The 23,017-nt window shown below is 36.4% G+C and carries 24 protein-coding genes and 3 pseudogenes; 3 read left to right on the top strand and 24 right to left on the bottom strand.

Annotated elements, in window-relative coordinates; all coding sequences use genetic code 11:
• Positions 1-2: 2 nt before the first annotated feature.
• From C2I06_RS23945 to C2I06_RS23930, 4 genes and pseudogenes are all read right to left on the bottom strand, one after another.
• Entirely contained in the window at positions 3-611 is a 609-nt protein-coding gene (locus tag C2I06_RS23945) for a transglutaminase domain-containing protein (protein WP_095330259.1), read from the bottom strand.
• 209 nt (positions 612-820) lie between these two features.
• Entirely contained in the window at positions 821-1,741 is a 921-nt protein-coding gene (gene cysK, locus C2I06_RS23940) for a cysteine synthase A (RefSeq protein WP_095330260.1), read from the bottom strand.
• A gap of 15 nt (positions 1,742-1,756) precedes the next feature.
• A pseudogene (locus tag C2I06_RS23935) lies at positions 1,757-2,379 on the bottom strand (lysozyme family protein).
• A gap of 202 nt (positions 2,380-2,581) precedes the next feature.
• A pseudogene (locus C2I06_RS23930) lies at positions 2,582-3,819 on the bottom strand (MFS transporter).
• A gap of 318 nt (positions 3,820-4,137) precedes the next feature.
• On the opposite strand from C2I06_RS23930, the gene C2I06_RS25250 reads away from it, so the two are divergent.
• Positions 4,138-4,434: a hypothetical protein gene (locus C2I06_RS25250; RefSeq protein WP_164463777.1), complete on the top strand. Its 297-nt coding sequence runs from the start codon at positions 4,138-4,140 to the stop codon at positions 4,432-4,434.
• Positions 4,435-4,940: 506 nt separating this feature from the next.
• On the opposite strand, the gene xylE is transcribed toward C2I06_RS25250, so the two are convergent.
• The 12 genes and pseudogenes from xylE to C2I06_RS26050 form a co-directional block, all read right to left on the bottom strand.
• Positions 4,941-6,356, bottom strand: coding sequence for a D-xylose transporter XylE (gene xylE, locus C2I06_RS23925; RefSeq protein ID WP_095334088.1), 1,416 nt, complete (start codon positions 6,354-6,356; stop codon positions 4,941-4,943).
• 356 nt (positions 6,357-6,712) lie between these two features.
• A complete protein-coding gene (locus tag C2I06_RS23920) occupies positions 6,713-8,281 on the bottom strand; it encodes a response regulator (protein WP_123259013.1) in 1,569 nt (522 codons plus the stop codon).
• Positions 8,275-9,717 carry a sensor histidine kinase gene (locus tag C2I06_RS23915; protein WP_123259012.1) on the bottom strand — a complete coding sequence of 481 codons (1,443 nt, stop codon included), beginning with the start codon at positions 9,715-9,717 and terminating at the stop codon, positions 8,275-8,277. The genes C2I06_RS23920 and C2I06_RS23915 overlap by 7 nt, the downstream gene beginning before the upstream one ends.
• Positions 9,710-10,717, bottom strand: coding sequence for a sugar-binding protein (locus C2I06_RS23910; RefSeq protein WP_123259011.1), 1,008 nt, complete (start codon positions 10,715-10,717; stop codon positions 9,710-9,712). Before C2I06_RS23910 ends, C2I06_RS23915 begins: the two co-directional genes overlap by 8 nt.
• Positions 10,718-10,913: 196 nt before the next feature.
• Entirely contained in the window at positions 10,914-11,222 is a 309-nt protein-coding gene (locus C2I06_RS23905; protein WP_095334096.1) for a hypothetical protein, read from the bottom strand.
• 71 nt (positions 11,223-11,293) lie between these two features.
• On the bottom strand, positions 11,294-11,860 hold the full coding sequence (locus C2I06_RS23900; protein ID WP_095334098.1) for an NADPH-dependent FMN reductase: 567 nt from the start codon (positions 11,858-11,860) through the stop codon (positions 11,294-11,296).
• 4 nt (positions 11,861-11,864) lie between these two features.
• A complete protein-coding gene (locus C2I06_RS23895; RefSeq protein ID WP_123259207.1) occupies positions 11,865-12,929 on the bottom strand; it encodes an LLM class flavin-dependent oxidoreductase in 1,065 nt (354 codons plus the stop codon).
• A 16-nt stretch (positions 12,930-12,945) separates the two neighbouring features.
• On the bottom strand, positions 12,946-13,500 hold the full coding sequence (locus C2I06_RS23890; RefSeq protein ID WP_095334100.1) for a YwhD family protein: 555 nt from the start codon (positions 13,498-13,500) through the stop codon (positions 12,946-12,948).
• Positions 13,501-13,786: 286 nt separating this feature from the next.
• Positions 13,787-13,945: a hypothetical protein gene (locus C2I06_RS25245; protein WP_164463776.1), complete on the bottom strand. Its 159-nt coding sequence runs from the start codon at positions 13,943-13,945 to the stop codon at positions 13,787-13,789.
• Positions 13,946-14,175: 230 nt separating this feature from the next.
• Positions 14,176-14,700, bottom strand: a complete 525-nt coding sequence (locus C2I06_RS23885) for a YceI family protein (protein ID WP_095334102.1) — start codon at positions 14,698-14,700, stop codon at positions 14,176-14,178.
• A gap of 452 nt (positions 14,701-15,152) precedes the next feature.
• A complete protein-coding gene (locus C2I06_RS23880) occupies positions 15,153-16,409 on the bottom strand; it encodes a YeeE/YedE family protein (protein ID WP_095334104.1) in 1,257 nt (418 codons plus the stop codon).
• A 142-nt stretch (positions 16,410-16,551) separates the two neighbouring features.
• Positions 16,552-16,677: pseudogene (locus tag C2I06_RS26050) on the bottom strand (TrmB family transcriptional regulator); the annotation flags it as partial.
• A 13-nt stretch (positions 16,678-16,690) separates the two neighbouring features.
• On the opposite strand from C2I06_RS26050, the gene C2I06_RS23870 reads away from it, so the two are divergent.
• Positions 16,691-16,987: a DMT family transporter gene (locus C2I06_RS23870; RefSeq protein WP_249928256.1), complete on the top strand. Its 297-nt coding sequence runs from the start codon at positions 16,691-16,693 to the stop codon at positions 16,985-16,987.
• Here the strand turns inward: C2I06_RS23870 and wrbA are convergent.
• From wrbA to C2I06_RS23830, 8 genes are all read right to left on the bottom strand, one after another.
• Positions 16,981-17,592, bottom strand: a complete 612-nt coding sequence (wrbA, locus tag C2I06_RS23865) for an NAD(P)H:quinone oxidoreductase (RefSeq protein WP_095334135.1) — start codon at positions 17,590-17,592, stop codon at positions 16,981-16,983. The two genes, C2I06_RS23870 and wrbA, sit on opposite strands and share 7 nt — an antisense overlap.
• A 178-nt stretch (positions 17,593-17,770) precedes the next feature.
• Positions 17,771-18,382, bottom strand: coding sequence for an alpha/beta hydrolase (locus C2I06_RS23860; RefSeq protein ID WP_123259009.1), 612 nt, complete (start codon positions 18,380-18,382; stop codon positions 17,771-17,773).
• A complete protein-coding gene (locus C2I06_RS23855) occupies positions 18,379-19,326 on the bottom strand; it encodes a ring-cleaving dioxygenase (protein WP_123259008.1) in 948 nt (315 codons plus the stop codon). The genes C2I06_RS23860 and C2I06_RS23855 overlap by 4 nt, the downstream gene beginning before the upstream one ends.
• Positions 19,327-19,349: 23 nt before the next feature.
• The gene (locus tag C2I06_RS23850) at positions 19,350-19,961 is read right to left on the bottom strand and encodes a flavin reductase family protein (RefSeq protein ID WP_095334111.1); all 612 of its coding nucleotides are present in this window, start codon (positions 19,959-19,961) and stop codon (positions 19,350-19,352) included.
• 18 nt (positions 19,962-19,979) lie between these two features.
• Entirely contained in the window at positions 19,980-20,918 is a 939-nt protein-coding gene (locus tag C2I06_RS23845) for a ring-cleaving dioxygenase (protein ID WP_123259007.1), read from the bottom strand.
• Positions 20,919-21,065: 147 nt separating this feature from the next.
• Positions 21,066-21,521, bottom strand: coding sequence for a MarR family winged helix-turn-helix transcriptional regulator (locus C2I06_RS23840; RefSeq protein WP_047945040.1), 456 nt, complete (start codon positions 21,519-21,521; stop codon positions 21,066-21,068).
• A gap of 265 nt (positions 21,522-21,786) precedes the next feature.
• The gene (locus C2I06_RS23835; protein WP_123259006.1) at positions 21,787-22,164 is read right to left on the bottom strand and encodes a DUF5412 domain-containing protein; all 378 of its coding nucleotides are present in this window, start codon (positions 22,162-22,164) and stop codon (positions 21,787-21,789) included.
• A gap of 152 nt (positions 22,165-22,316) precedes the next feature.
• Positions 22,317-22,448 (bottom strand): YuzL family protein, encoded by a 132-nt coding sequence (locus C2I06_RS23830; RefSeq protein ID WP_095334117.1) that lies wholly within the window; start codon positions 22,446-22,448, stop codon positions 22,317-22,319.
• Between the two features lie 292 nt (positions 22,449-22,740).
• On the opposite strand from C2I06_RS23830, the gene C2I06_RS23825 reads away from it, so the two are divergent.
• Positions 22,741-23,001, top strand: coding sequence for a DUF4190 domain-containing protein (locus C2I06_RS23825; RefSeq protein ID WP_095334118.1), 261 nt, complete (start codon positions 22,741-22,743; stop codon positions 22,999-23,001).
• Positions 23,002-23,017: the final 16 nt, after the last annotated feature.

Here is a 23,017-nt window from a genome sequence, read left to right as displayed (position 1 = left end):
CACTAAATGCTATCAGGCAAATGATGTTTGTACATTTCTAATGCATCATTATGACCCTTTAACACATTTATTGTTTTGGTATTTGGCTGAACATAAATAACGGGATAGTCCTTTTCATCCATTTTTTCATTAACTGTAAAAGCTAACTTTTCTTCCTCTAAGGAAAATTGTGCATCAATGCCAGCTTTGTTTCCACGAGCATCTAATCGTATCCATTTATTTAGAGATTTTAAATAAACGGCATTTAAAGCATGTAGACAATATCCTTTTTCAGGAGAGTCAAACAACATCAATCGCTGATAACAGAAACCTGTTGGAATATGCTGAGAACGTAATAAAGCTGCTAATAGATTAGCTTTTGCATAACAAATTCCTTCTTTGTACTTCAAAACATCGGATGCCTTACAAGTCACTCGTTTGCCTTGAATATCCCAAGAGTGAGATATTTCATCACGGACGAATTCAAAGGCTACTTTAGTTTTTTCGATTTCTGTTTGAGCTGAATTAAAAAGCTCCTTTCTTTGTTCTTTAATAATTGGATTAGAATAATTAACTTTCTTTTGTTCAGATAAGTAATCTGTTAATTGGCCGGACTCACAAATCAATTTCATTAGCTCCATTCCCTTAATTACGTATAAAAATTTGTTTGTATGTATTATTATACACACGATTCAAAACAGAGTTAAAGATGTATTATAAAATCAAAACATTATTATGCTAATTGGAGAAAAAAGACCAAATCATAAATGATCTGGCCAGTTAATGTCATTTGAAATTTTTTCTCCCAATAGGAACAGCTTATTCCAATGTCTCCATACTTTTATGAAAATAAATCTGAAGATAAATAACGTTCTCCAGTATCAGGTGCGATGCATAACACTTTAGCAGATGATGGTAGTTCACTTGCTATTTGCACAGCAAAATGCGCGCTAGATGCACCCGATGCACCTACAAAGATCCCTTCTTCCGCTGCTAGACGTCTCGCCATGACTTCCGCATCATGATCTTTTATTAATAAGACTTTATCAAAAATGTCTCTGTTTAAGATTTTCGGTATAAATCCTGGGCCTGTCCCTGGAATTTTATGAGGACCTGGTTTACCTCCTGATAATACTGGTGAACCAAATGGCTCCACTACATATATTTTTATGTCTGGAATCATTTTCTTTAATTCTTCTCCAACGCCAGTAACTGTTCCCCCAGTACCAGCAGTCAAAACAAGTGCATCTAGCTTTCCTTCAAACGCTTCAAAAATTTCAACAGCGGTAGTACCTCGATGAGCATCGGCATTTGCTGCATTTTCAAATTGCATGGGAATAAAGCTGTCAGCAATATCTGTAGCTAAACGATTGGCTTCATCAATTGCCCCTTGCATTCGTCTGTTACCTGGAGTTAAATATACCTCTGCTCCATATGCCTTTAATATTTGGACACGTTCTTTTGTTGCATTATCTGGCATTGTAATGATACAACGGTATCCCTTTACGGCAGCAACCATAGCAATTCCTATCCCTGTATTACCTGAGGTCGGCTCAATAATAGTGCTTCTTCCTGGGATAAGCTTTCCCTCTTTTTCGGCACGTTCAATCATATTTAGAGCCGCACGATCCTTCACACTTCCGCCTGGATTGAAAGATTCTAATTTGATAAAAACCTCTGCTCCAGTAGTATTAGGTATTTTATTCAATCGTACAGTTGGTGTATTGCCAATTAATTCAAGTACAGAATCGTAAAGCTTCATTTTTCTTTATTCCTCCTATAATTTACGAGCATATTTTTCAATTATATTGCTCATCTCATCGACCTTAGATGTCACTTTATCTGCATAAGTAAAATCTCCATAGCAATATGGATATCTAAAATTCAATTTGTCATTATTACATGTATAAATGTCTGGTGACCGTTCAACCATATATTCAGAGTATGTTTTGGCTGATTCTTCACTATGTTCGACTTGATTATTGCTGACAATGAAATCAATATAACCAGGTCCCATATTATAGCTTTGAATGATTGCTTCAATATCTACTCCTTGCTTTTGCCCATACTTGTACACTTCTGCAAAATGAAATACTCCTTGCTTAATGCTCTCGGCTGGGTCTTCAATTGCATTTCTCTTCAGCCCCGCTGATTCAGAGGACTGCATGGGATCATTTCCTTTTCCGCGACTTTCTTGATCCATGATAGCAAGCACAACGGGTGCTAGCTCTTCTGCATTTAATTCATTTTTTTCAGTTGAGTGGCAATTTCCGGTAAATATTTCAATAATCTTTGTTCTTTATTTTGCTTAATTGTAGTAGAAGCAAATAAATAGCCAAAATATATAACTAATATTAAGACAATAATTGTATTTGTTGTAGTTTTCCTTCTTCTTTTCATACCTATCCCTCGTTGACGCTTAAATATCAATTAAGCGTTTCGTTTTTGAACGTTGCATTTCCCGATACATTTATCCATTATACAAGAAACACTATCGAATTTCATTCCTCGTAAGAGAACTTTTAAATTCTTCCACCTTTTAAAAGAAAAAAAGACTTAGCTACGCAAACATAATATGCGCTCACCAAGCCTAGCAGTTGAATCAAACTCCTTCAATAGAAGGTTTTCCAGCTTCGATTAATGCTTTGTCTTTTCCTAAAAAAATCGACAGGATCATAATAAAAGCCCCTGTTCCTAATAATAACCATTCGACTTTAATAAAATCGGCAAGCGGTCCAAATATTAACATGCCAATTGGCATCATAGAGGTAGAAATCATTCCCATTACACCGAAAACTCTTCCTAAAAACCCTTCTTCTATTTTTTCCTGCAATAAGACCGTGGTTGGTGTATTAAATATAGGCATTGCCACTCCGAATAGTGCCATGAATACTAAATAGATCCAAAAGAATGGAATCATCCCGAGTGCAAAAGTACAAACTCCCATAATAATGCTTGCTAGGGTCATTGTTTTCACTTTATTCTCAAATCCACCCCATGCGGCAATGACTCCTCCGCCTACCATCATTCCAATCGAAAAAGCTATTTCAATGGCTGTAAGCCGCCAGACATCATCTCCAAAACTGCGAGTAACCTGCAAAGGAGTTAAGAATGCTGCTGGTGCCATCAGCACAAAAAAGATGGAAAAATAAATAAAGAATTTTTTCAAAAAGGCATGATGATGAACATATTTCAGTCCTTCTTTAAAATCACTAAAATAACTAGTCGCTTGTTCTAGCGATGCCTTTTGATGTGCAGGAATCTTTAAAAAGGCAAGCAAAGTAAAAATAGCAATAGCTGCCGTGATAACATCAATGAAAAAATCGCTTCGATGGATCCCATCGTCAATAAAGTAGCACTAACCATCGGAGATACAAACATAATTACTGCCTGAATACTCCCATTAACACCATTCACTTTTGTCAGCTTATCTTTTGGCACTATTTGTGGCAAAATCGCCCCAACAGATGGCGTTTGAACACCTGTTCCAAACGCTCGAACTGCTGCCATCACAAAGAGTAGCCAAATGGAATCATATCCCATTAAAAAGAGCAGTGCCAATATTAATGTCGCAAATGCAATTAATCCATCAGATATCATAATCAAGAGTTTCCGATTATAGCGATCGGCCCATACTCCAGCCACTGGCGACAAAAGAAACGTGGGAAGAAATCCACAAAGGATATATAATGTCATCATTAAACCGGATTCAGTAGTTAACGTTATATGCCACATAATAGCATATTGCACAAGCGATGATCCAAACAAAGATATCGTCTGGCTGCTAAGAAATAATACAATATTCCGATACCAATTTTCTTTATTATTAACTGTACTCATTTATAAACCTCACATTCTAATTTTTTTGTCATGTGAATAAGTCTATCTATTAGAGCAGTAAAAAAGAGCGAAGACTTGGTATCTCCCCTCTTTATTAACCATTATTAGGCTTCCATAAACAGACAGACCAATCCCACTTCTTCTCAAAAGAAGACTATCCAAACGTATTTAGTTAACGATGAAATGTGGGAATCTTAGTCTCATAGATGCTGTCACAAGGAAAACCTCCGCTTCATTTATATTCCAATTAATCATAGCATATGCATCACCTTTGATACAATTTGCTTACAAAATAAATTTTTTAGACCTTTTTTATGATTGCTGATTGAATTAGCCAATTATGGCTGCCTTTTTGAGATAAGACTTAATTTTATCAACCAAAACTGCCCTCTTTTCAGCCAAACTACTATTTTTTCAGCCAAAACTGCTCTCTTTTCAGCCAAACTACTATTTTTTCAGCCAAAACTGCTCCCTTTTCAGCCAAACTACTATTTTTTCAGCCAAAACTGCTCCCTTTTCAGCCAAACTACTGATTTATCAGCCAAAACTGCTCCCTTTTCAGCCAAACTACTGATTTATCAGCCAAAACTGCTCCCTTTTCAGCCAAACTACTGATTTATCAGCCAAAACTGCTTTCTTTTCAGCCAAACTACTATTTTATCAGCCAATTCCGCTCTCTTTTCAGCCAAACTACTGATTTATCAGCCAAAACTGCCCCCTTTTCAGCCAAACTACTATTTTTTCAGCCAAAACTGCTCCCTTTTCAGCCAAACTACTGATTTATCAGCCAAAACTGCCCTCTTTTCAGCCAAACTACTATTTTTTCAGCCAAAACTGCTCCCTTTTCAGCCAAACTACTGATTTATCAGCCAAAACTGCTCTCTTTTCAGCCAAACTACTATTTTATCAGCCAAAACTGCTCCCTTTTCAGCCAAACTACTGATTTATCAGCCAAAGCTGCTCCCTTTTCAGCCAAACTACTATTTTATCAGCCAAAACTGCTCCCTTTTCAGCCAAACTACTGATTTATCAGCCAAAACTGCTCTCTTTTCAGCCAAACCATCCACTTCTCAAAATACTAAAAAGCAGAGGATGGTCTCCTCTGCTTTTACCACTTCATCTTACGCTACATCTTCATCTTTTTTCTGAGAGTTAACTAGGATCTTCTCTAATTCTTCTAATGATCGACCTTTTGTTTCCGGGACAAACTTCCAGATGAACAATGCTGATAGTAAACTCATGATTCCATAAAAAGAATAGGTTAAACCGCCACTTACCTCCATCATTGCAGGATAAGTAGAAGAAATAAAGTAGTTCGCTGCCCATTGTGCTGCTACGGCAATTGCGACAGCTTGTGCTCTTATTCTATTCGGGAAGATTTCTGAAATTAATACCCAGACAACTGGTCCCCAAGACATCATAAAGGATGCTGTATAGATAATAATAAAAATTAATGTAGCAATTCCGATTTTGTTTGAGAAAGCCATTGCTGCTACCCCAAACATCCCAATTGTCATCCCGACAGAGCCAATAATTAATAATGGTTTGCGTCCAAATTTATCGACTGTGAAGATTGCAATAAGGGTGAAAACAACATTTACTAAGCCCATAATAATAGTTTGGAACATCGAAGCATCTCTTGCTGCGCCCATGCTTTCAAAAATACGCGGTGCATAATATAAAGCAACATTAATTCCAACGAATTGCTGGAAGACTGATAGTAAAATTCCAACGACAACAATTTTTTTACCAAATGTAAATAGTTTTGCTTTCTTATTACTTTCCTTAAAGGATGCTTTAATTTCAAACATTGTCGCTTTCGCCATTGTTTTCTCATATATTCTTGAAAGGATATTCATCGCTTTTTCATCTTCGTTCTTTGATACAAGATAGCGTGGTGTTTCTGGCACTGTAAATAATAGAACCATGAATAAAATTGCTGGGATTGCTTCTGACAGGAACATATAGCGCCAACCGATATCATTTACCCACTCTAGTGTTTGTCCTTTAGCAATGCCCCAGTTAACAAAATAGACAACAAGCATTCCAAAAATAATAGCAAATTGATTTAAAGAAACTAAAGTGCCTCTTATTTTGGGCGGTGCCATTTCGCCGATATACATAGGGGAGATGGCTGAAGCTAAACCTACGCCAATTCCTCCAATAATTCGATAGATATTAAAGGTAATGAGCAGCGCATAGCTTGGTTCCCCTCTTGTGAAAAATAAAAATTCAGGAAATGCAGATCCAAGAGCGGATACTAGAAATAATACAGCGGCAATAATAAGCGAATATTTTCTCCCAAAATTGGTAGCGAAGTATCCAGATATAAAGCCTCCAATAATACAACCAATTAAAGCACTTGAGACAGTTAGTCCATGGATAAGTGAACTAAGTCCTAATCCCTCAGTAAAATAGGCTTGAAGTGAACCTTCTGCGCCGGAGATTACTGCTGTATCATACCCAAATAACAAGCCTCCAAGTGTTGCAACCATTGTAATTAATCCGATATAAAGATAGCTATTTTTATTTACCATATATTCGAAAGAGACATACTCTCTTTCTTCCCTCCTCTTGTGATACTGTCCGTCTTTCTTATCTGCTAATGATTATCACAAAGCACTATCTAGTAACTATCAACGTTACTATCTCCTCCCTTTCTAGCATCAGTATGATTCCGTTTTCATTTTTATTTAATAATTCCTATACTCTATTCCGTTCATATAAATAAATTATCACGAAAGCGTATTCTTGATAGCGATTTCATCTTCACTTTTTTGTTAATAGCTAGACTTTCTTGTAAAATGTTTCTTTGCGCTTAGTTAAAAATCATTATAAGCAGTCTAGACCAATCTTCCAAAACGGAAAAAAACAGCGACCCATAATCGCTGTTTCACTGTTGATATTTTGTTCGATATTCACTTGGACTCATTCCCACTTCTTTTTTAAATACTCTGCTAAAATAGTTTGGGTCCTTGTAACCAATAGTTAAAGCTATTTCTTTTAGTGATACATTGGGAACTAATAGAAGTTCCTTTGCCTTTTCCAATCGTGTATTTGTTATATAGTCAATAAAGGTAACTTGAAATCGCTCTTTGAATAATTTACTTAAATAATAAGAACTGATGCCAATTTGATCCGCAACTTCCTCGAGAGAAATAGCTCGATCATAATATTTATCGATGTACTCTTTTGCTTCTAATAGTAAGGAGTGTATCCCCTTTGACCGCCATTCTCCTAACCGCTTCATAATACTCAATAATTGTGATTTAGCTGCTTCTTTAATTTGCATTGAGTGATCAAATTGTCCTAAGCTCGTTTCAATTTCCTCTTCAAAGCCTAGTTCTTTCAGCGAACGAGTTAAGACGATAAAGAAGCTCTCCATTGCTTTGTGTATCATTCTTAGCTGGAAGTCGGAAGCCTGTTGAATAGATTGAAAATAGGTTTCAAACATTTGTAACCCTTTTTGGCTCTCTCCCTTTTTCACTGCATCTAGTAGTTCTTTCTCCACATCAAAGGGAATTAATTGTTTCCGTTTTTGCTTAACGCGATCATTATAGGTCATATATGCTGCACTTGGATGGCTGTGAACAAGCTCCAACGCATAGATTGCTTCTTTATAAGAATCAGAAAACTGATGAATATTTGAAACAATTGTACCTACCCCTGCATATAAAAGACATTGTTCAAGCTGTTTTTGTACATCGTGGATAATCTTTCGAGCAAAATAGTCTCTTCTCTCTTTATCTGGTGGTATATTTTCATCCAAGAGTACAAGTATAGGTACTTGAAAGCCTGTTAATGGTCCAACAATACAAGGGAGATCATATGCCTGTAAAGCTTGTTTGAGGATGCGATACCAATGGCCTTTTACTGCTTTGCTTGGATGCTGGTCTTCTGATTCAAAGGAAAAAACGGTAACAAATCCTTTTTTCTGTTCAAGATCAAGCCATTCATCCCATTCCTCCTGATTAAATTCATGCACATAATCCATTATTAAGGAAACGATAAATTCATTTTCGATAACAGAACTAACCCTCTCCAGTCGATGATGAATTTCCTGCCTATTCCTTACTTCTCGTTTTTCTTTTTCAATTTCTGCTGCCATTCCATCAAAAGCAGCTAAAACCTCTGAGACCTTGCTTGGTTTAAGTAAATATTCCTTTATCCCAAATTTCATTGCTTCTCGGGCATAATCAAATGTATCAAAAGCAGAAACCATAATATATTTAATCATAGGAGCAGAGGCATATATTCGTTTAATCGCTTCGATCCCATCCAACTCTGGCATCTTTATATCCATAAAAACTAAATCTGGCTTATGAGCAATAGCCAACTCTACTGCATCTTTCCCATTTTCCGCTTCTGCAGTAATTTCAAAATTAGAACGATTACGGCTAAGCATAAGCTTCAATCCTTCTCTTTCAATCGGTTCATCATCTACTAACATTACTTTTAGCATAAAGTATCCTCCTTTCCTAATTTATTCAAGCTAATCAACACTGTTGTTCCTTCGCCAACGATGGAGTGTATCTTTACTTGGCTGTCCTTATCGAATAGTCGCAGTCTTTTTATGACATTCCGCATGCCAATACCAGTTGAATGCCCTGCTCCTTTATTGGCAACTTCCTGATCTGTCTCCTCGCTCACGTCCAGCAATCGATCAATGGTATCTTGATCCATGCCCACTCCATTATCTATCACTTCAATCAAGACTTTTTCCTCTTTTTCATAAATAGATAATGTAATTTTCGCCCCTTTGGCCATCCTTTCAATCCCATGAATAAATGCATTTTCAATAATTGGCTGTAAGGTTAGACAAGGAATGGGTGTCGATAAGCACTCTGGATCAATATCCTCTGTAAATTCCACTCTCCCACCAAAACGCGTTTTTTGAATAAAAAAGTATTCCTTCACAATTGCAACTTCATCTTTCAACAATGTTTGGCGGTCAAGACTGCCTATATTGTAGCGAAGCAATGCCGAAACCGATGAGATTAAATCACTCGTCTTGTCAGCTCCCTCAATATAAGCGGTTTTAGAGATAGTATTAAGTGTATTAAAAAGAAAATGGGGATTGATTTGATTTTGTAAACTCTTCAATTCCATCTCTTTAAGCAACTGAGCCAATTTTGCCTTTTCTTCTATTTGTTTAACAGACTCTAAAATATTTTTTTTCATCTCATTAAATGTTTTCGTTAAAAACCAAAGCTCATCCTTTTGTGAAACGACAATATCTTCCCTATTGTATCTGCCAGCAGAAATTTCTTCTGCTTCCTTTGTTAAGCGACCAATAGTTATTGTGATTCCATTCGAAAACCATAATGCAAATAAAATACTCAAGAGAATAATAGATAGAAGAATAGCGGTTCCCATATTTTTTGTTTGGGTAATTTTTTCATCTAAAAAATAAGAGGCTGCTTGGTATTTTGTCAGTTTTTCATCAATTAAATCAAGTGCTTTTTCATGAATGTAGGCTGATATTTTTTCTACTTCTTTTAGAGAAGTGGAATATTGCTGAATATCTTCGTTTTCAATCCCTTGCACTGTTTTTTCTGTTTGTTTCCGAAAATTATTTATCATATTTAATAGATTTTTCTTCGGTATTCCCTCTTTTTCCATTGCTCTAAATTGTTGTTCCACCCTGCTTATCTTTTCTATTTCCACCTTGTACAAGGCTAAATTCTCCGGTAATGGTTCATGAACATAGATTTGCAGCGATTGATAGGCCTGATTCGTTTCTTTCGTCATTTCATTCAGTAAGAAGAAAGAGGCCATATTCTCATCGTATAATTTCTTTACTTGTTGATTGCTAGTTTCTCGAATCCAAAATAATAGTAATAATAACAATAGAATGACCCCAAAATATATAAGCAGCTTCGTACGAATTTTAATCATGGCCATTCCCCATTTTTTCTACCATACTATCTAAATCTTTCGAATGAATAATAGCAGCATTCATATGATGCATCTGAGGAACAGACTTCTGTTTGACCAGATGCATCATTAATTCAATACTTTTTTGTCCCATTTCGTATGGCTGCTGTTCAACAATGGCATTTATCTCTTCTTTATGTAATAAATCAAGATTCTCTTCTAACGAATCAAAAGAAATGACATATAAATCATTTTGTCTATTTAATGATCTTGCTGCTGCTGCAATTCCAATACCATCTAACGAACTTGTTCCATAAAAAGCAGTGATATCTTTATGCTTTTTTAGCATCTTATAGGCCTTTTCTTCTGCTTGAACTCTTGTGAGATTAGATTCATCTATCGCAATAATCTTGATTCCTTCTATCTTTTCGATTGCCTCTTTAAATCCCTGTACTCTTAATTGATGCTGTTTATAAGCATTATCCACTCCGCCTGTAATAATCCCTATCTTCGCTTTTCCCGCAGTATCCTTTACCAATGTTTGTCCTGCCAATCGACCAGCTTCATAATTATCTGTGCCAATATAAGCAAGACGCAAACTATCTGGTGCATCTGTATCAATCGTAATAACAGGAATACCTTCTTTTACTGCCTTGTTAATTAGAGGCGTAAACGAATCATTAAGCGCTTGCACAATTATTCCATCCACTTTAGCCTGTATGGCCATATCTAGAAGTTTTAATTGTTCCTCGGGATTGGATCGCTTTGGACCCTCGTATTCAACAAAAACATCATTTTCCGCTGCAGCTTTTTTTGCTCCAGCTCCTACTAAGCGCCAATAATCATGATCCATTTCCTCGCCAATAAAAGCAAAATGATAGGTTGGTAGAGATACCTCATCAGAAAGAACTTCTTTCATTTTCTTATCAAAAGTATGAGCTTGCTTATAAAAATACAAGGAATATGCAACCGCTATCAGAAAAGAGAGAAGGAAAAAGCTATATAGCAAGGTTCGTTTCATATGCCCCTCCATGTCTTATCTAGTCTATTATGTTGATGATAGCATAAATTTAAAACTGGTGAGTAAGGAAATGTCTAGAAAAACATAGAGAAAGAAAATTTTTATTTCGTTTATATATAATAGATAATGATTTTTCCTTTCTTAAGAACAGAAAAGCTAGTACTCTTCAACGAAAAGTACTAGCTTTTTTTAGAATTCAACTTGAAACGATTATTTTGACAAATTCATTTTCATGCTGCTCTAATAACTCTCTAATATCGATATCATCGATAAAAAAGTCATCTACATATTTCGTTCCTCTGTAGTAATGTTGCTTGCCTTCAAAGTAAAAAATATCAGCTGTTCCTTCAAATGTATAAGTTTTCCCCTTTGCACAAACAATAGTAAGCTTAATTTCTTCCCCATTGCAGCCCATATAATACTGTGATACAGGGACATTATTAATAACTAATACATCTGAACCGATATCTCGTTGAATGACAACGATTCCTTCTAATTCCTTCATTTTTCTTCCTCAATTATAAATACTAATTAGACTAAAATATATAAAAAATATCCTACAAATATTTTCACTTATTAAAAATCGTATTGGGCTTCCTTTTTCGCTCGTATTTCCGTATATGTCTCTGTTAATACTATTGTATCTTCCACTAATCGTTCAATGCGGAATAACACATCATCATCTGTAATTTCTTTGCGCTGAAAATCCTTTTCCTCAATAAATACATATGTTTGGACGATCTGTGCTTTCATATAAGCCAAAATCGGTTTTAACTGCTGTTCAGCAATTAAATAATGTTTAGATGAACCTGCCGTTACAATTATACTAACTACTTTATCGCGAAACGCATTTTGCGGCAACAAATCAAAAATATTTTTCAATGTAGCAGGAATAGATGCTTGGAAAACTGGTGTGCCTATAATAATCGCATCTGCTTCCATCAATGTCTTGGTAACAACCCCAGTGTCCCCTTCATATTCTAAATAGTTTCTCCCATCACTAAATTGGATATCATAATCCGCCAAATCGAGTAACGTTATCTCAATATCGGGATAATTATCCGCAATAGCTTTCATTGTGTAATCCATCGCTGTTCTCGTTTTAGATCCGACCTTTGATCCGGATAATCCAACAATTTTCATAACCTTATGCCTCCGATTTTTTTGTGTATTTTCTAATAGCCGGCAAAATTTCCGTACCAATGATCTCCACATTTTTCATAACATTTTTAAACGGCATACCACCAAAATCAATTTGGGCAATATAGCGTTGATGATTAAACATTTCATGTTGATAAAGAATTTTTTCTATGATTTGCTGTGGACTTCCGATGTTCATAATATTATGCGGATCTACCCCTTGGGCAAAATGCTGTTTTGGAAATCCTGCCCCATTTGTTTTTTTCATGCCTTCATTAATATGTGGGTACATATCTTTTAAAGCTTGCTGGGATGATTCTGCTGCATAAAAGAAGCCTGCTGTAGCTACTGGTAATTCAGCTGGATCAAATCCGCTGTTACGAGCTGCTTCACGATAAGCATCTACTGTTCGTTTGAATACAGATGCTGGACCACCTAAATGTGCCATAAACATTGGAGCTCCTACCATTCCAGCTCTGATTGCACTTGCTGGTGTCCCTCCAACTGCACGCCAAATCGGAATAAAACTATCTTTAGGTCGTGGTAACACTCTCGCATTTCTTAACGGTGCACGGAATTCTCCACTCCAGTTCACTACTTCCTCTTCATTAATTTTCATTAATAATTCAAATTTCTCTTCAAACAATTCTTCATAATTACGAAGATCGTAACCTAACAATTCAAATAAACCAACTCTTGAAGCACGACCAGCAATAATTTCAGCACGGCCTTTAGAAATTAAATCAATTGTTGCAAAATCCTCATATACCCGGACTGGATCTGATGTACTTATAATAGTAGACGAGCTAGCTATTTTAATATTTTTCGTAGCTTGTGCAATAGCTGATAACACCACTGAGTGCGCTTGTGTAACAAAATATTCCTGATGACTCTCTCCAACACTAAAGAAATCAAGTCCTGCTTGATCTGCTAATTTTGCGTATTCGATAATCTCGTGTACACGTTCTTCTGCAGAAATTCGTTCCCCTGTTAGTGGGTTTGGTAAATGATCCCCTAATGTATAGATACCAAACTCTAATCCTTTGCTTGGATCTAATCCGTATTTTTTCAATTTCTTCACCTTTCTTCTATTCATCATTATTTAAACTATTCTTTAATTCCTCAGGCGATCTCTCCCAATATTCATTGTTAAAATCAACAAGGAACTTTTTTAACGACTGCTTGGAATCGTAATCCATATTATTTAACGCAAATCTTCGTTTGATAGCTCTATCAAGGCTATTTACGTGCTCTGGCATCGCCTTGTAGCCAAAACGTTTTCTACTTCCTTCTTTCATTTTCTTTGCTACCAAGATTTCGCAAGCACCAGCACCAGAATAATAAGCACCCTCTTCATTTCTGTCCAACGCAATCCAAATAACCCAATATTTATGCGGATCCAAATCTAGTACTTCTTCTTTTGTCACATTCTTAAAAAATACTTTTTGTTCCACTTTACTTCTGCCATGCATAGCGCCTATATCAATAAATACTTCCTGGCTTTCTCGATCAATAATGATTGGCGTAACATTCTCTAAAGAGATAGATCCTACTCCATAGCCGCCATCACCTTTTGTTGGATCATTCCGCAAGATATTAAATTGTGCATTTTTTTTGGATGAACCTTCCTTTTTGTTGTCCATATTTGCGTTAACTCCTCCTTTTTGTACAAGTCCCTTATGCTTTTTTTCTTATTTAGACCAACTACATAAGGTATTTTCGGAAAACTAACTTACTGCTTCGAAATGACTTGTCTTGATTGCTATATTAAGGGTGATGGTGTTTTATGGCAATTATTCTGCTTGTTGGTGTTATTATAAATAAGGATTTTATATGCTCATTTAGTTTATAGCTTGCCATTTTTAGAGTGTGGCTATGTATGAAGTTTGGATGGAATACAGTGGTTGGTGAGCTTTTGAATTTAGGTGTTTATGAACACCATTTTTCCCTCTTCCTGACGAGCTTTTGGCTTTCATCCTCTTCATGAACACCATTTTCCCTCTTCCTGACGAGCTTTTGGCTTTCATCCTCTTCATGAACACCACTTTTCCCTCTTACTGACGAGCTTTTGGCTTTCATCCTCTTCATGAACACCACTTTTCCCTCTTACTGACGGTTTTTCGGCTTTCATCCTCTTCATGAACACCATTTTTCCCTCTTGCTGACGGTTTTTCAGCTTTCATCCTCTTCATGTCAGCAGTCCCATTATTCTCTTTATATAGAAAAAATTAAGTTTCTTCCCAAACAGTTTTTTATCTAAATAGGACAGTTCTTCCGCATCCAATAGGATACATAAGAACCGTCCTCCCTCTGTTTCCTTATGCTGGGTTTACTTCTAATTCTACTTTGATTTTGATGTCTTTTCCTACTAGCACGCCGCCTGATTCTAATACTGCGTTCCAAGTAAGTCCGAAGTCTTCACGGTTGATTTTTGCTTCTCCTTCGAAACCGTAAACTTCTACGCCCCATGGGTTTGTACCTTTCCCACCATATTCTACGTCAAATGTTACTGGCTTTGTAACATCCTTAATAGTTAAATCACCAGTTACTTTATAGTCATCGCCATCTTTTGTAATCGATGTTGATTTAAAATCAATTGTTGGGTATTTTTCTGTATCGAAGAAATCTGCTGATTTCAAGTGATTATCACGATCTTCGCTATGTGTGTTAATGCTTGCTACATCAAATTTAAATGCAATGCTAGCAGTTGTTAAATCTGCTAAATCTGCCGCTTCTACGTCTGCTGTATAAGAATCGAATTGACCCTTCACCTTTGATACCATCATATGTTTTACTTCAAATCCTACGCTAGAATGTGATTGATCTACTGTCCATTTTGCCATTTTAAAATTCCTCCCATTTTCCTCTTATTATTTACTTTGAATTCAAGATATTTATTAAAAAAATTAGTTTCCCTCAATCTTATTGAATATTAAGGCAAACTTATTAGAGATATTCCTATCAAAAATACTTTGAAATAAATTATCTCTAATTAAAGATAATTTTACACGCATCTTTTTGTTTTGTCTACACTTTTGCGAAAATTTTTTCAGGAATTTTTGAAAGAAAAATTAAATTAAACTAATCTCAGAATATAGACATACTATTATTAAAAAGAGATATCATCTTATATACTAAAATATTTGTACCTTCCCGAAATAAGTGAGATTCCAACATAAGAATTGCGCAAATTCCAATAAATTATTAGCTTCTATTTAGACGCTTTTTTTAAAAAGTTAAGTATTTTCACACCCCAAAAAAACAGGCATCAGCTAAATGATACCTGCTTTTTCTCTTAACAAAATGTATCTTTTGACTTTGGTACAGAAAGTCCAAATAATGGACGAAGATACAAGGCAACAAATGTCCCAGCTAATGCTAATATTCCCCACACATAACCGTGAACACTGAATGATGCAATCCCGCCAAAGTAAGCACCTACGTTACATCCAAATGCTAAACGTGAGCCATAACCCATTAGTAAGCCGCCAATGATGGAAGCAAGCACATTTCCAAGCGTCACTTTTGAAAATTTAAAAAGACCGCCAGCTGCCGATGCCAAAAAGGCGCCAAGGATAACACCGAAGTTTAGAATCGTTGTAGAATCTGCAAAAATAGAAGCTTCTAAAGCTTGAGCATTTGCCCCTTGCCAGAATCCCCAGCTTGCTACATCCATACCAAAAAATTGGGCCACTTTTGAACCCCATAAAGCAAAGGCAGAGGTAATTCCCCATGGAGTACCGCGTGTCATTAAGGTTAAAGCATTAAGAACAGCTAACACGATCGCTGCCGCAAATAATGGCCATGAACCGCGGAAAATACGTTTCCAGCCAGTTGTTGTTGGAAGAGGAGCCATTTTTGGCGCTTTTCTTTTTCTTTCCACAACCAATGTAATCCATGCAATTACACCAAATAGAATAATGGATACAATCCAAGCACCACCATAGCCAAGACCAGTTGATGTCGCTAATGAAATTGGGGCAAAAGATGGTAAGTCTTCTGTCCAAAACGACAGATGAGCTGCACCAATTGTAGAACCGATAATGAAGAATAGTAATGTTACAAATGCAACAGAACGTCCGCCGCCTACTGCATACAAGGTACCAGAAGCACATCCGCCCCCAAGCTGCATGCCAATCCCAAACATAAAGGCACCAACGACAAGACTAACACCAACCGGTGATACATAGCCAGTCGCTCCTGTTCCAAAAAAGGAAACGCCGTATGCTAAAATTGGGGCAAATAGCGTTACCGCCACTGCTAACATCAGCATATGCGCACGTAACGCCTGCCCATTTCCTACTGACGCAAGTCTGCGAAATGCGGATGTAAAACCAAAACGAGCATGAAATAATGTATATCCTAGTAAGAGGCCCAAAACTAATAATATCGGCTGCATACTTTTTTGTGTCATTAATAAATAGACTAGTAGAATCGCTGTTACAATGAGTCCACCAATGATTAAAGGCATCTGTGGAGCCTTTAATCCTTTTGGTTGTTCTTTTTGACTCTTTATCTTTTGAGTCGACTGAACATTTGCTGAAGTTGCCACTCCAAAACACCCTTTCCCTATTAATATAGTCGGAATTACTTTTTTCATCTTAATGGTATTTTCAATTTGTGTCAATATAAATTTTTATTTTTGTAATTAAAAATAAAAAGATACCTTCACCATAGGAGTAAAGGTATCCTTGCTTTTTGAAATCAGGATAGATAGAGAATTTTCTTCGCAAATCAATCAGATTCTTTCCAAATGAGTCTTCTAATATATCACGATGTATCTCCAATATTTCCATTAAGTATAAATCATGAATCATTAGCATTGGCTGCTCTGTGGCTGCCTTTCTTTTATATAATTATGGATTAAAAAAGCTGTCTGCAAGTGCTTCCGTTTCCTTAATGAATCTTGTTCCTGTACTTGGGATAGTCTTTTTCATTTTTCTTCTAGAGGAAACCGTTACATTGACCCAAATCATTGGCGGAGCAAGTGTCATTATCAGTGTTATTTTAAGCTCCATTCAAAAAAGGAATTACCTCATGCCCTGCCACCGGAAGCCTCTTTGGAATAGCAGCATACAAAAAAACCAGAAGCTATCTACTCCTGGTTTTCCTATGTTTACAAATTATTGATTTCCTTTTTTAACCCACTCTGCAACGGTAACAGTACGTTTCGCTTGATGTTTAACTGCACCTTGAACGTCTTCGATCATTTTTCCATCTTGTCCAACTGTTACACTTGTACCATAAGGGTTTCCACCTGCTCCGAATAGAACTGGATCTGTGTATCCTGGTGTAGCAATAATAGCGCCCCAATGCATCATAGAAGTGTATAAAGATAATAATGTTGCTTCTTGTCCACCATGTGGATTTTGTGCTGAAGTCATAGCACTTACTACTTTGTTAACTGTTTTTCCGTTTGCCCATAGACCGCCTTGTAAATCAATGAATTGCTTCATTTGAGAAGGCATTGTACCAAAACGTGTTGGAACACTGAAAATAATCGCATCTGCCCATTCAATATCTTCCGATGATGCAACTGGTACATCTTTTGTTGCATCCACTGTTGCTTTCCAAGCTTCATTGCTGTCAATAACAGATTGTGGCGCTAATTCTTGTACTTTTACTACTTTCACTTCTGCGCCAGCTTCTTTTGCTCCTTCTGCTGCCCACTGTGCTAATTGATAGTTTGTTCCACCCATACTATAAAAAATTACTGCTACTTTAACATTTGCCATGTTTTCCATCTCCTTTGATTTTCCAAATAATTTGTTTAAAAACCCCATAAGTACACCTGCTTTAATTTTTTATTGATCTTATAAGAATCACCTCCACTGAAATAGTCTTTTCAATGTTAGCTGTTCTTCTTATTCCCCAATTGTGGAAATTTATGATTACTTTTTCTCTTTTAAATAATTAACTATTTGTTAAAGCTGAATACCATTTAGCAGCTGCTTCTACTTCCTCAGCTGTTAGCTGATGGCCTCTGTTTTCCCAATGCATTTCGACATTCGCATTAGCATTAACAAGCATTGATTGTAGTTCATTTGATTCTTCTTTTGAACAAATCGGATCATTGGTTCCTGCAGTAATAAATACTCCTTTTCCGGTTAAATCAGGGAGCGTAATTCCTCTTCTCGGTACCATTGGATGATGTAGAATAGCTGCTTTTAATGCATCCTGATAGTGGAATAATAAGCTTGCAGCAATATTGGCACCATTAGAATAGCCAATTGCTACGATATTTTCTCTATCAAATTCATATTTTTGGGCTGCTTCATCCAGAAATTCATTTAATTCCTTTGTACGAAAAATTAAATCTTCTTCATCAAATACACCTTCTGCTAAACGCTTAAAGAAACGCGGCATGCCGTTTTCTAAAATATTCCCGCGGACACTTAACACAGAAGCTTCATCATCGATCATCCCTGCTAGTGGCAATAAATCTAACTCTGTTCCGCCTGTTCCGTGTAACATCAATAACGTGGGCTTCTTCGGATCTTTTCCCTTATTGAAAATATGTTTCATCCCTTCTCCTCCTCTAAGATTCTAATCTCTACTTTAGGCAAAGCAGCTGTTAACTCATCACGCTTTTCTTCTAACCAATCAGGGAGCATTAGCTTCTCTCCCAATTGTTCTACTGGCTGATCCACCGTAAATCCAGGTCCATCAGTAGCTAGCTCAAAAAGAATGCCGCCTTCTTCATGAAAATATAAGGCTTTAAAATAGTTTCGATCTTTCACTTCCGTTGGATAATACCCTTTTTCTTGTAGCAGCGTTCTCCATTGCTGAAGCTCTGTCTCATCTTTTGCCCGCCAAGCAATATGGTGGACAGTTCCTGCTCCCATGAGCCCACGAACAGACGGGGTCAATTTGATATCTATCACATTTCCTATCTGTGCATCGGCGATGAAACGCAAATACCCTGCATCTTCTCCTACACATTTAAGACCCAATATATGTTCTAATACCTCTGCTGTTTTGTTCGGTTGTGCCGAAAGTAATGTTGCTCCGCCAAAACCTTTAATAGCAACATCAGGATGGATTGAACCTAGCTGCCAATTACTTAATGGTCCTTCGTTTCGTTCCACTAATTCGATTTGCAGACCATCTGGATCGACAAATTGCGAATATCTTTCTTTAAATCTCGAAGCATTTTCCACTTCTACACCATAGGAAAGAAGACGATTTTTCCAAAATGCACTGCTACCATGTGGAATAACATAGCTCGTTACACCAACTTGCCCTTGGCCAATTCTACCTTTCAGCTGTTTTTCCCATGGAAAGAAAGTAATAATTGTTCCTGGTTCCCCTGTTTCATTCCCAAAATAGAGATGATACACTTCTGGGCGATCAAAATTAATTGTCTTTTTTACCAATCGTAGACCAAGGACACCTGCATAAAAATCAATATTTCTTTGTGCATCATTTACCATTGCTGAAATATGATGAATTCCTGCTGTTTTTTGCATCTTATCCTCTCCATTTCATGGAACTATTGTGGTCTTACTTTTGTAAACATGTCACCAATTTTTGCATAGTCATTTCCTGCTAATCTGCTGACAGCTGCTAACCCTCTTGGATCAATTCTGCCATTTTCATACAGGGTAGGATCAATGTGATAATGAACCACTCTTCCAATTAGAAAATCACATCCAGGAAGTGCCTCGGTACCTCCCAACTCTAATGAATGTTCCAATACACATTCCATACGAATCTTAGCTTCCTTTATACCCGGTACAGAGATGGCGCTGCTATCTATCGGTGTTAATCCTGCTAATTCAATCTCACTTTCACTTGATGCAAGACTTGCTGCCGTTTGATTAATTTTATCAACATTTTGTTCATCTACAATATGAATGACAAATTCCTTTTTGTTTAAAATGTTCCTTGCCGTATCTTTTGGTTTCCCATTGGAACGCTGAATGGATAACGATATCATTGGCGGATTAGATGATACAATATTAAAGTAGCTGAAAGGAGCCCCATTTAAGACACCCTCTTCCGACAAGCTAGTAACAAAGGCAATAGGTCTAGGAATTATGCTTCCAATTAGAAATTTATAATTCTCTCTTTCTGAAATGGTTTTCGGATCAATGGAATGCATCAAATCATCCTTTACAAATTAGTCGAGATTTCTAACATCAATTGGTATTAATCTGCTATTAAGCTGTTCTCTATATTGTTCATATTGACTTGGCAGCATTAATGTCTCTCCTAGTGTTTCTTTAGATTCATCAATTGCAAATCCTGGCGGATCTGTCGCAATTTCAAAGAGTATTTCACCATGCTCTCTAAAATAAATGGCATTAAAATAATTTCGATCCTTAACAGCTGTTACATGGTATCCATTTTGCGAGACGTGTTTCTGCCAGTCTAATTGGTCAAGATCATCCACTGCTCTAAAAGCAATATGATGAACAGTTCCAACACCCATTTCCCCACTTCTGCCTGTAGTTAATTTTAAATCGATGACATTTCCAATATCGCTAAAGGAACGGAAACGTACATATTCTCCTTCTTCGCCAACTTTTTTAAATCCCATCACTTTTTCTAAAAGTTCTGCTGTTTGTGCAGGTTGTTTCGATAAAAGCGTTGCACCGCCAAATCCTTTAATAGCATTTTCAGGTGTCACTTCACCAAACTGCCAGCTATTATTTTTCCCTTCTGCTCTTTCTACTATTTCTAGCAGTAAGCCATGGGGATCAGAAAAAGCTAAGTATTCCTCTCCAAAACGCTCTGTTTTTGTGAAAGAAATATTAAATTTTGCTAACCTTTTTTCCCAAAATGAAAGAGCTCCTATAGGCACAACATAAGACGTTACACCGACTTGCCCGTCTCCAATCACTCCTTTACGCGCTCCTGTCCATGGAAAGAAAGTAATAATCGTGCCTGGATTGCCGCCTTCATCTCCAAAATATAAATGATATGTCCCTGGATCATCAAAATTGACCGTCTGTTTCACTAAACGCAATCCCAATACACCTGCATAAAAGTCAACATTCTCTTGCGGGTGGCCTACGATTGCCGTAATATGGTGAATTCCACTTGTGCTCTTCGTCATTGCCGTTCACTCCTATTCCAATTTTCTAGCAAGCTTTATTTAGTTACTATTTGATATAAGTAGAAAAATCATTTATAGAAATTCTCTATTTTCGCTCATTACTACGAATTAAAATATTATTAATTCGAGATATAACCTCAAAAAAAATCACATCTCTTGTGCATGAAGCCCTAATTTTTTGAGCTGTTCAATCAGTATTTCTTTTTCTTTATTGTCTAACCCGCCACATATCTCGTTCATGGCTGCTCTATGCTTTGGAAAGACTTTGTCCATAAGCTCGGTTCCCTCTTCTGTTATCACCACATAGGTTATGCGGCGGTCTTTTGGACAAGGTTTTCTTCTGATTAATTTTTTATTCTCTAATTTATCTACTACATAGGTAATGCTGCTGCTTGCAATCAAAACTTTTTCACCAATCTTTTGAATTGGCTGATCCCCTTTGCTATAAATCAATTCCAGCACAGAAAATTCTGTAGGGTTTAAACCGAGACATTTTATATCTTCTTCTACACGTTTCTTTATCGATTGCAATGCTCTCGACAACACAACGAATACCTTTAATGATAAATCTTCTTCATATTTACTTACTTCCTTATTATCCATGATAATCTTCCTTTCAATTATCTTGAATTCGAGATAATTATATAATACTTTATTTGTACATGTCAACTAGTATTATTTAAACAATCACATTCACGTTATATTGTCCGTATGTAAAAGAACAGAATTTCCCCATAGCGAGTAATTTCCGCCTTTATTAGTAAACCCATCTTTAGATCTATCATAAGGAAGTGAGTCGTAAAAATTAACTTGGTCAGTTTTCAAAAACAAATTTGCAGTAGTAGGAGGCACTTCCTTAAAGTTCTCCTTACTGATTTCGATAATCAAATTTATCTGTTGGAACATGAAGAGAATGCCCATTCACTACTACTGTATGTTTATCGCTCCATACAATTTTTGCTGTTTCTTCCCCTTCATTCCAATAAACGTTCTTTTTCTTACCCTTTTTATTAAAGACAAGTTCCCCGCGGATTGCATATGAAGTAGTTGCACCACCATTTGTCCGATAAGCTTTTAAGGTATAGGCCCCGTCTGGTGAAGTTTCTTCTGTAATATATTCTCCTTTTGGCAATCGATTCATATCATAAAAAGCCCAGTATACTCCATAGCCAATAATCCCAATAAAAAGAATAACACTGATAATAAACAGAAAGCCTTTATTTCTTTTGCTTAGATAAGTATTCAAATGATTTCCCCCCCACATTTAAAATAATCTAAATATTCTTTCCTTATTATATATTATTAATTATATAGAGATTTATAAAACCCTTCTTCCATCAAGATCCAATAAAATACAGGTGGCATTTCCTCCACCTGCTTTAGTCGTTGTATTAAGTATTAAGAACGTTTTTGTTTCTTTCTAGAAGAATCTTCCTTTGTTTTTCCTGTTTCCTTTGAAGTTGTTCCTTGACCTTCTGGCTGGTTAGAACCTAAACCAATTGTCGATGGATCAGCTTTTCTGTTTGTCATTCTCTTCACCTCCACAGATTAGTGTTCCATGAATAAATGAAGTTATGTGAATCGTTGTATAAAGAATGAAAAACATACATTGTAACTTTAGATGCTGTTATTCGTATTACTTTATATAAGGATAAAGCAAACAACCGCAGTATAGAAAAAACTTCTATTAGTGATGCCCTTATAACCACTAATGGTTAGTTATATTTATCGACCTTCAAGTGTACATCCCATCCTTAGCTGACAGATTTTCTGCAGTTTGAGCTGGAAGGTATGCAAAAAAAAGAAAGGAGAAACGACTGTCATGAACAATCAGACAAACACTAATTCAATCATATCGGTAACATTGGGTATTTTATCGGTATTAATTCCCTTCATTGGTCTTATTTTAGGAATTATCAGCATTATTTTTTCAAGAAAAGCAGTAAATGAAATCAATAAAACGGACGAAAATGGGAGAGGTTTTGCGACAGCAGGTTTAATATGGGGCATAGTTGGAATAATCCTCCAACTATTAGTACTGTTAGGGATTATTGCGTTTTTATCACTAGCTACTTTTGGATAAACTATATGTTTTTGTG

This window comes from Niallia circulans (assembly GCF_003726095.1).
GTDB lineage: Bacteria > Bacillota > Bacilli > Bacillales > Cytobacillaceae > Niallia > Niallia circulans_A.
Note: the sequence above shows the minus strand (reverse complement) of the source record. Positions and strands in the feature narration are given on the sequence as shown.